At 39.1% G+C, this 8,748-nt stretch carries 6 protein-coding genes and 1 pseudogene; 4 read left to right on the top strand and 3 right to left on the bottom strand.

Going from position 1 to position 8,748, the window contains the following annotated elements:
- Nucleotides 1–429 precede the first annotated feature (429 nt).
- The 3 genes from HF876_RS02755 to HF876_RS02745 all read right to left on the bottom strand — a co-directional run bounded on the left by HF876_RS02755 (nucleotide 430) and on the right by HF876_RS02745 (nucleotide 4,235).
- The gene (locus tag HF876_RS02755) at nucleotides 430–2,787 is read right to left on the bottom strand and encodes a penicillin acylase family protein (RefSeq protein ID WP_169358513.1); all 2,358 of its coding nucleotides are present in this window, start codon (nucleotides 2,785–2,787) and stop codon (nucleotides 430–432) included.
- Between the two features lie 148 nt (nucleotides 2,788–2,935).
- Nucleotides 2,936–3,853: a UDP-N-acetylmuramate dehydrogenase gene (gene murB / locus HF876_RS02750; RefSeq protein WP_169358512.1), complete on the bottom strand. Its 918-nt coding sequence runs from the start codon at nucleotides 3,851–3,853 to the stop codon at nucleotides 2,936–2,938.
- Nucleotides 3,854–3,929: 76 nt separating this feature from the next.
- Nucleotides 3,930–4,235 (bottom strand): winged helix-turn-helix transcriptional regulator, encoded by a 306-nt coding sequence (locus tag HF876_RS02745; RefSeq protein WP_169358511.1) that lies wholly within the window; start codon nucleotides 4,233–4,235, stop codon nucleotides 3,930–3,932.
- Nucleotides 4,236–4,420: 185 nt separating this feature from the next.
- Here HF876_RS02745 and HF876_RS02740 point away from each other — a divergent pair, with 185 nt between their 5' ends.
- The 4 genes and pseudogenes from HF876_RS02740 to HF876_RS02725 all read left to right on the top strand — a co-directional run bounded on the left by HF876_RS02740 (nucleotide 4,421) and on the right by HF876_RS02725 (nucleotide 8,727).
- Nucleotides 4,421–4,948: a YceI family protein gene (locus HF876_RS02740; RefSeq protein WP_169358510.1), complete on the top strand. Its 528-nt coding sequence runs from the start codon at nucleotides 4,421–4,423 to the stop codon at nucleotides 4,946–4,948.
- Between the two features lie 179 nt (nucleotides 4,949–5,127).
- Nucleotides 5,128–6,315 (top strand): hypothetical protein, encoded by a 1,188-nt coding sequence (locus HF876_RS02735; protein ID WP_169358509.1) that lies wholly within the window; start codon nucleotides 5,128–5,130, stop codon nucleotides 6,313–6,315.
- A gap of 11 nt (nucleotides 6,316–6,326) precedes the next feature.
- Nucleotides 6,327–7,558, top strand: a pseudogene (locus tag HF876_RS02730) (allantoate amidohydrolase).
- Entirely contained in the window at nucleotides 7,555–8,727 is a 1,173-nt protein-coding gene (locus HF876_RS02725) for an amidohydrolase (RefSeq protein WP_169358508.1), read from the top strand. The pseudogene HF876_RS02730 and the gene HF876_RS02725 overlap by 4 nt, the downstream one beginning before the upstream one ends.
- The last annotated feature ends 21 nt before the right edge of the window (nucleotides 8,728–8,748 follow it).

The raw sequence follows: 8,748 nt of genomic DNA, 5'->3' as shown, positions 1-8,748 counted from the left end.
AGCTAGACATCCAGAAAAGCGCAACCGCCTATCCCTGCCCCGACAGGCAAATGGAGAAAAGCGAGGAGGCGGTTCCTCAGCCACCGGAGCTTTTATCCATTTGACCCCGAGGGGCAAGGCGGTGAAGCTAGACATCCAGAAAAGCGCAACCGCCTATCCCTGCCCCGACAGGCAAATGGAGAAAAGCGAGGAGGCGGTTCCTCAGCCACCAAAGCTTTTATCCATTTGACCCCGAGGGGCAAGGCGGTGGAGCTAGACATCAATTTATCCACAGGTTTAGAACTTTATAGTTTCCCAAACTAAAAAGGCACTTTTGTTCAAATTGAACAGAAGTGCCTTCTAATTGTCTGGATAACCACATACGTTCGAGTTTCCAAACCCATAATAAAATTCCTAGATTTCATTTAACGATGCTCTTAATTCATCTCTTTAATCTGCCTTTAATATTAATTCAAAGCCATCCTTTATGTCGCCGTTAATCACCGTAGTGTGATAATTACCATTCGCCCAATCTCTTACCTGGCTATGGTACCACTCTGATTTAATGTGTCCACTTTGCCCTGGCCCTACAATGTGATAGGCCGTTGAGAGATCAGCTAAATCAGCTACAAATCTCCAGGATGCACCGTGATTTACGCTTCCGTCTTCTTTATAACCTGCTGCTTGAACCGTAATGTTAGATCCACCTATTGGTACTGGTTTAGGGTTTAAAAAGTAACCAAGTATAGGAGAGGCACCTGAAATTGGATGATCAAACGTTAATTGATGATAGTCTCCCCATTTCCATTTGGCTTCGTTTTTCCCAAAATCCTCTTCAATTTCATTTATTGCAATTGTAAAAGAATCGTAGACCCACTTATCTACTCCACCGTACTCCTCTAACCAAGCACTCGCTTCGCTTTTATACCCTTTCCGTAATAATTGATCTGAAATATTGCCCTTTCCAGGTAACATGGCATAAACGTCCTCAGGCATTTGCTCCTTAAACATTGTTTTTGGAAGCTGCTTCATCCATTTATGAAAAACTAATGGTGCTGACTGATCTTTATCATCAACATGATCCCATTTCTTTAACACTTTTAGAACATCATTATATTTCCCTTCGCTATCTTGCTTTTCTACCGACCCTACCATGGAAGCTAAAAATTCACGCGCATATAAATTTTTTTGATCCATCTGTAGTGTCATCATATCTTCCTTAGTTAACTCACTTTTACTTGCCAACACTTCAGCAATTCTTTCGTAACGATAAGATTGCGCCCAAAAATCAGTTATATGGTATAAATAGGATTCATCGACAACCTCATTATTCGCTGTTGCAATAAAACCTTCTTCAGGATTAACAACCTTAGGCAGTTCTGTATAAGGTACATATCCAGTCCAGCCAAATTCGTTAGAATCGCCCGGAACCGGAAGCTGTCCATCACCTGTTTTACGGACCGGTATCCTACCATTAGCTTTATAAGCGATTGTCCCATCCTTTGCGGCAAATACAAAGTTTTGTGCTGGAGCATGAAAGTCCTCTAAAGCACTCTCAAACTCCTCCCAATTAGAGGACTTATTCATTTTTAATATAGCCTGTAACTCTAATGTAGGCTCTAACGCTGTCCACTGCATAGAAAATAATGCAGAAGGATTCTCTTCCTTGAAAAGCACATCAGAAATAATTGGTCCATGGCGTGTCACCAACACCTCAAATGGCACGTCCTCTTCTCCCTTTACTTTGATATTCGTTTTACGAATAGCTGCCTGTTCCCATTTACCCTCATACATAAATTTCGTGCGATCATCTGGGTTTGGCGTTTCAATATATAAGTCCTGTACATCGGGCCCAACATTTGTTACTCCCCATGCCACTTCTTCGTTATGTCCTAAAATAATACCAGGTATTCCAGCGAATATTACACCACTTACATTTTGACTCGGTGACTCTAAATGCATTTGATACCAAATCGATGGGGTGCTTAAACCCAAATGTGGATCATCTGCCAGAAGCGGCATTCCACTAGCAGTCTTTTCTCCACTAACAACCCAGTTATTACTTCCATTAAATTCATTAGGTAGAATAGCTGCATCGAATCTACCACTAACAGCAACTGGATTATTTAAATTCGCCTCAATAATAGAAGGTGCATCCTCTGGATAAGTGATAAATAGTTCTTCCGCCTTTTCTTGCTCAAACTCATTAATTGCCCAATGTCGAAGTGCTAGGCTTGACCAATTTCCACCTAAATCATATGCCATAAATTTACCGACAGCCAAAGAGTCAATTGGAGACCATTCTCTTGGTTCATAGCCTAATAGTTTAAATTCATAACTGAGCTTTCCCTCTTCTATAGCATAATCAATGAATTCATTTACCCCTTCTGTATACCACTTCAAAACCTGCTTTGCTTCGTCACTATAGCCGGCGTAGGATTTCTCAGCTGCATCTCGAAGGCTAAAGGTTAAAAAGAATTTATCTGTATCTAATGCCCCTTTACCAACTACCTCTGCTAGCTGGCCACTCGCCTGCCTCCTAGCTAAATCCATCTGAAATAAGCGATCCTGCGCTTGCACAAATCCTTGAGCACGATAAAGATCTTCATCACTCTGAGCTTTAATATGAGGAACCCCATCCTGATCCCGTACAACCTGAACGTCTTCATTCAATACTTTTACTGCCAGTTCTCCTCGAATAATAGGCTTAGTGTTAGACAAAAAAACATTTAAGCCGACTACAACCACAATTACAATAGCCACTAGTATTCCTAATATCCAAAGAAGTACCTTCCTGCCTCTCTTCAAATAATTACCCCCTTTGTATTTCTATGTCATAATTCGACAAAATCAGGTAAACCCCTGCCCATCATTTTAAATTTCTTGGAATAGAGCCTGATACTTGAAGATAAAAAAAGCCCCATGAATAATGTATATTCATAGGACTAGATTTATATTATTTACTATTTTCCCCAACTATTTTAACTTCTAGTTCTAACTCAACCCCGAAGTTATCATGCACTGCTTTTTTCACCATTTCAATTGTATTTATATAATCTGTAGCAGTTGCATTATTCTTATTGACGATAAAACCTGCATGTTTAGTAGATACCTCTGCTCCACCAAAGCCCTTCCCTTGTAAACCACTATCCTGAATTAGCTTACCAGCAAAGTATCCAGGCGGTCGTTTAAACACACTTCCAGCAGAAGGATACTCTAATGGCTGCTTAGACTCTCGTTGGAAGGTTAAATCAGCAATTTTAGCATTTACTTCTTCTGGGTTTCCAGGCTTCAGCTCAAATTCAGCCGATAAGACATAGTAACCTTCTTTTGTAATTATGCTTTTACGATACTCTAACTCCAGCTCTTCCTTTGAAAGTACCAGTTTTTCACCTTCAGGAGTAAGAACAGTACACTGCAAAATTACATCCTTGATTTCTCCGCCATAAGCTCCTGCATTCATTGCCATTGCTCCACCAACTGTTCCAGGAATTCCACAAGCAAATTCCAAACCTGTCAACGATTCCTTTGCAGCGGCTTTGGAGACATCTATAATAGCAGCTCCACTTTCAGCATATACATGATTACCTTCAATAACAATTTTATCTAGCTTCTCTAAGCAAAGAACAACGCCACGTACTCCACCGTCTCTGACAACCATATTAGAACCATTACCTAGCAATAACAGTGGGATATTGTTTTTATGAGTATAGTCAACTATAAAAGCTGCTTCTTGCTCGTTTTCAGGTGTAACAAATAAGTCAGCCATGCCACCCATGCGAGTCATCGTGTGTACATGAAGAGCTTCGTCTATTTTCACATTACTTGGATCTAGCTTTGTAATTAATTCTTTGTACCATACTTGTTTGTTCAAAAAAGACAATCCTTTCTTCTTTAACCTATCACCTTACATACTATGCGTTTACCTATATAAACTTTCAAGTGTCTTATTATAACCAATCCTTGGACCAGGTTTCAATCCCAGTTATGACTTCCTTAAGAGCCATACCTTTATCCGTTAAATTATACTCTACTCGAACTGGAACCTCAGAAAAAAGTGTTCTTTGCACAATCCCTTCTCTTTCCAATTCTTTTAATCGCTCGGACAACAAACGTCCACTTATAGGAAGAGAAGACTCTATCTCATTAAACCTCTTAGAACCGTCTAATAATTGATAAATAATTAAAGTTGTCCATCTTTTACCTAACAATTCCATTGCCTTGGAAAGTCGCGGACATAATGATAATTCCTTCATATTAATCACCTCTATCACTAAGTATTATACGCCTGTTCATATTTTTTGTAAAACCAAAGTAATTAAATTACTTGACGTAATTATATTATTAATTTATAGTTACTTACATAAAGTAACCAAAAGTTACTCTCAAACTATTACGTTTGAATTTGCTATTAAAAACAGAAATGTAGGAGGAAATGAAAATGACAAAATTTAATTTGGACGCTGCACATTCTAGTATCGATTTTTCTGTAAAACACATGATGGTATCTAAAGTAAAAGGTAGCTTTACTCACTTTTCTGCTGATTTAGAGGGTACGGCCGAGGATTTAACTGGCGCATCTATCACTTTTAATATTGATGTTAATTCAATCAATACGAACCACGAGGATCGTGATAATCACTTACGTGGCGAGGATTTCTTTGATGCAGAGAAATACCCATCTATAACATTTGAGGCTACTGAAATTCAAAACACTGACATAGGCGAATACGATGTAACTGGTAACTTAACTATTAAAGATGTAACTAAGCCTGTGACTTTTGAAGTGGAATACGGTGGTAAAGGTAAAAATCCTTGGGGACAGGAAGTAGTTGCTTTCTCAGCAGAGACTAAGGTAAACCGAAAAGAATTTGGCTTAGTTTGGAACCAGGCACTTGAAACAGGCGGCGTGTTAGTCGGCGAAGATATCAAAATTTCAGTAGAGTTAGAGCTAAATCCTGCTGAATAACTTTTAATATTAAAGGGCATTCCAATAAAAATGGAATGCCCTTTTCCTATTACTATATGAAAACACTTACATTTCCACTTAAAAAATTAATTATTCTGAAATATATTATATACTTTATTCTAGTAAAGTTTTATGTTAATATATTGATTATTCTTTATTATCTGAAAGGACGGAAAATTATGCCACAAATGATTGCTTTGGTTCTCGTTATTGCTATTTTATTTATTGGAGAATTGGTCTCCACTCGGACAAAGGCTTGGATTCCTTCTGTTTTCGTATCAGCCGTCCTTTTTATCATTGGATATTGGACCTTTTTCCCAAAGGAAATTGTCTCTATAGCCGGTGTACCACCTGTAGTTGCAACTATGATGATCTATTTGCTAATTACAAATATGGGAACACTTCTTTCTATTAAACAGTTAAAGGAACAATGGAAAACTATTTTAATATCTTTAGCTGGAATTTTAGGTATAATTGTCATACTATTCACAATTGGTATTCTATTGTTCGATTTTGAAACCATTGTTGTGGCGATCCCGCCATTAGTTGGTGGCGTTGTTTCTGCCTTAATCATGTCAGAAGGTGCAGCAAATGCAGGGCTTACCACCTTATCTGTGTTTGCAATTGTTATATACGTCATGCAAGGATTTGCAGGATATCCCCTTACATCATTTGTTCTTAAGAAAGAAGGTAAATATCTTTTGAACAAATTCCGTCAGGGAGAATTGACTTTTGACGGACAAGCGGAAAATTCAACAGAGAATATTAAAGAAGAACTAAAAATGTTTAAAAACCTACCTGCCAAATACAATACAGATTATTTCAAGCTATTTAGACTAGCCTTTGTCGGGTTCCTAGCGTATGGGGTTTCTACACTTTTGAACCCTATTATTGAAATTAGTCCCTTTGTTCTTTGCTTATTATTCGGTATTATCTCAGGAAGCATCGGGTTCTTAGAACGCAATGTACTTCAAAAGGCAAACAGCTTCGGTATTTGTATTCTAGTTTTAATGCTTTTTGTTTTCGATGCTTTAAAAAATGCAACTCCTTCTATGATTATGGAAATCCTATATCCGTTAGTCGGTACGATCATCTTAGGAGTAATTGGTATGTACATATTCTCATTCATCATCGGTAAGATATTAAAGGTAAGTAAAAACATGGCGTTTGCTGTTTCCTTAACCGCACTATACGGTTTCCCTGCAGACTACATTATTACAAACGAAGTGATCAAGGCCTTAACCGAGGATGAGAAGGAACGAGAAGTTTTAACTAGCCACATGCTCCCACCAATGCTAGTTGGGGGATTCATTAGTGTAACAATTGTATCTGTTGTACTCGCTGGTATCTTCGTAGGATTCTTATAAGGAGTGATAGAATGATAGCCAATCAACTAAGAATAGAGCAGCATATCAACCTTTTAAGTCAATATACAGCTACCCCAGAAGCAGGGGTAACAAGATTAACTTATTCAAAAGAAGATTTGGAAGCTAGAAACTATATAAAAGACACGATGAGAAATTATAACTTAACTGTTTCAGAGGATGGTCTTGGGAATATTTTGGAAAACTCGAAGGTCGCGACCCAAGTGCACCATCGGTTATAGTAGGCTCTCATTTTGACTCTGTACCAAACGGAGGAGCATACGATGGAGCGGCTGGCGTTGTAGTCGGTTTAGAAGTTGCCGCTTTATTTCAGGAACAGCAAATCCATCCAGTTAACTCGCTGGAGGTCATTGCAATGGTCGAGGAGGAAGGTTCTCGCTTTGGCGGTGGGCTAATGGGCTCTAGGGGAATGATGGGGCTATTGTCTGAAGATGATTTTCAATCCATCAAAGACAAAAACGGAGTTTCAGTAAAAGAAGCCATGACTAATATTGGTTTAGATTTTACTAAGGAAAAATACCGTGACCCGAAAACGATTAAAGCTTTTTTGGAGTTACATATTGAACAAGGTCCTATTTTAGAAGAAAAAAACATATCTATAGGTGTTGTGGATGCTATTGTTGGTCTAACTCAGCTAGAGGTTACTATTCAAGGCAGAGCCGGTCATGCAGGTACGACACCTATGGATAAAAGAGCCGACGCATTAGTCACAGCTGCACAAATCATTTCCGCATTTCCAAAGCTTGCTGAAGAAGTAGGACATGGGACCGTTATTACTACAGGACAATTAGAAGTTTTCCCTAACGGCTCTAATGTAATTCCAAGCAAAGTAATCTTTTCAGTAGATATACGTTCAGGAGAAGAGGAAAAAGTTCAGCAAGCAATTAATAAGATAATGGCACTAATTGAATCTAAAAATAATTCGAACGTGCAAAGCGTCGCTGAGCAGCTGCTTCACACGACGCCAAAGGTTATGGACAAAGAAGTTCACTCTCTTTTAACAGAGGCATGCGAGAAACTAGACATTTCCTATTGCCAGATTAGTAGTGGAGCAGGTCACGATGCCATGATTTTCTCTGATTATACTGCATGTGGGATGATCTTTATCCCTAGCAGGGATGGTCTAAGTCATTGCCCGGAAGAGTGGTCGGATACTAAGGACCTTGCTAAGGGAGCAACTATTTTATATGAAACAGTATTACGACTAACGGAGGGAACATCATGATTAACACTCAAATTAAGGAATCCATAAAAAACAACAGTGAGGAGCTAACTGAATTACGTAGGAAATTGCATAGTGAGCCAGAATTATCTTTTGAAGAATTTAAAACTACAGAATTTATTTGTAACTATTTAGACAAGCTAGGTATTTCTTATCGTAAAACAGAGCCTACAGGAGTTATCGCAGAAATCTATGGCAAAACTGATGGAAAAACTGTGGCATTACGCGGCGACATGGATGCTCTATCGGTACAGCAGCTAAATAATGTGCCGTACGCATCTAAAATAGAAGGAAAAATGCATGCTTGTGGACACGATGCTCATACGTCTATGCTACTAATTGCTGCTAAGGCATTATCTGAAGTGAAGGACCAGCTGCCTGGAAAGGTTCGCTTGCTTTTCCAGCCGGCAGAGGAAATTGCTCAAGGTGCTAAAGCTATGGTTGAACAAGGTGCTATGGAAGGTGTGGACAATGTATTCGGTATACATATTTGGTCACAAATGCCGACAAGTAAAGTATCCTGCACCCCTGGACCTTCATTTGCTGCAGCCGATCTTTTCACTGTAAAGTTCAAAGGTCGCGGTGGGCATGGCGCTATTCCTGAGGCATGTATTGACGCTGCCCTTGTAGCCTCTTCCTTTGTGATGAACGTTCAAACGGTCGTTTCTCGCACTATCGATCCACAAAGTCCAGCAGTACTAACAATCGGAAAAATGATTGTTGGTACTAGGTTCAATGTTATTGCTGAAAATGCAGAAATTGAAGGAACAGTTCGTACGTTCCACCCCGAAACTCGTGATCATATGGAACAGAGTATTAAAGACTATGCGGAAAACGTGGCAGCAATTTACGGAGCAACAGCAGAAGTAGTTTATACTCGTGGAACAGATGCAGTAGATAATGAGGAAGAAAGCGCAAAGCTTGTTCAACAGGTAGCAAGCGAAGCATTTGGTTCTGACTCTGTATATGATGAAAAGCCTACTATGGGTGGAGAAGATTTCTCAGCATTTTTAACAAAAGCCCCTGGAAGCTTTGCACTAGTAGGATGCGGAAACTCCGAAAAGGATACAGAGTGGGCGCATCACCATGGTAACTTTAATATTGATGAAGATTCACTTGTAACAGGAGCAGAGCTTTATGCTCAATACGCTTGGGCCTACTTAAATAAATAACATGATTTTTGAAAAGCTAAT

The organism is Psychrobacillus sp. BL-248-WT-3, assembly GCF_012843435.1.
In the GTDB taxonomy this organism is placed as follows: Bacteria; Bacillota; Bacilli; order Bacillales_A; family Planococcaceae; genus Psychrobacillus.
This window is presented reverse-complemented; position numbering and strand designations above follow the sequence as displayed.

Bases quoted from the DNA above. Each gene is read 5' to 3' on its own strand.
- HF876_RS02745 (WP_169358511.1), bottom strand. From the start codon at position 4,235: ATGAAGGAATTATCATTATGTCCGCGACTTTCCAAGGCAATGGAATTG.
- HF876_RS02740 (WP_169358510.1), top strand. From the start codon at position 4,421: ATGACAAAATTTAATTTGGACGCTGCACATTCTAGTATCGATTTTTCT.
- HF876_RS02735 (WP_169358509.1), top strand. From the start codon at position 5,128: ATGCCACAAATGATTGCTTTGGTTCTCGTTATTGCTATTTTATTTATT.
- HF876_RS02725 (WP_169358508.1), top strand. From the start codon at position 7,555: ATGATTAACACTCAAATTAAGGAATCCATAAAAAACAACAGTGAGGAG.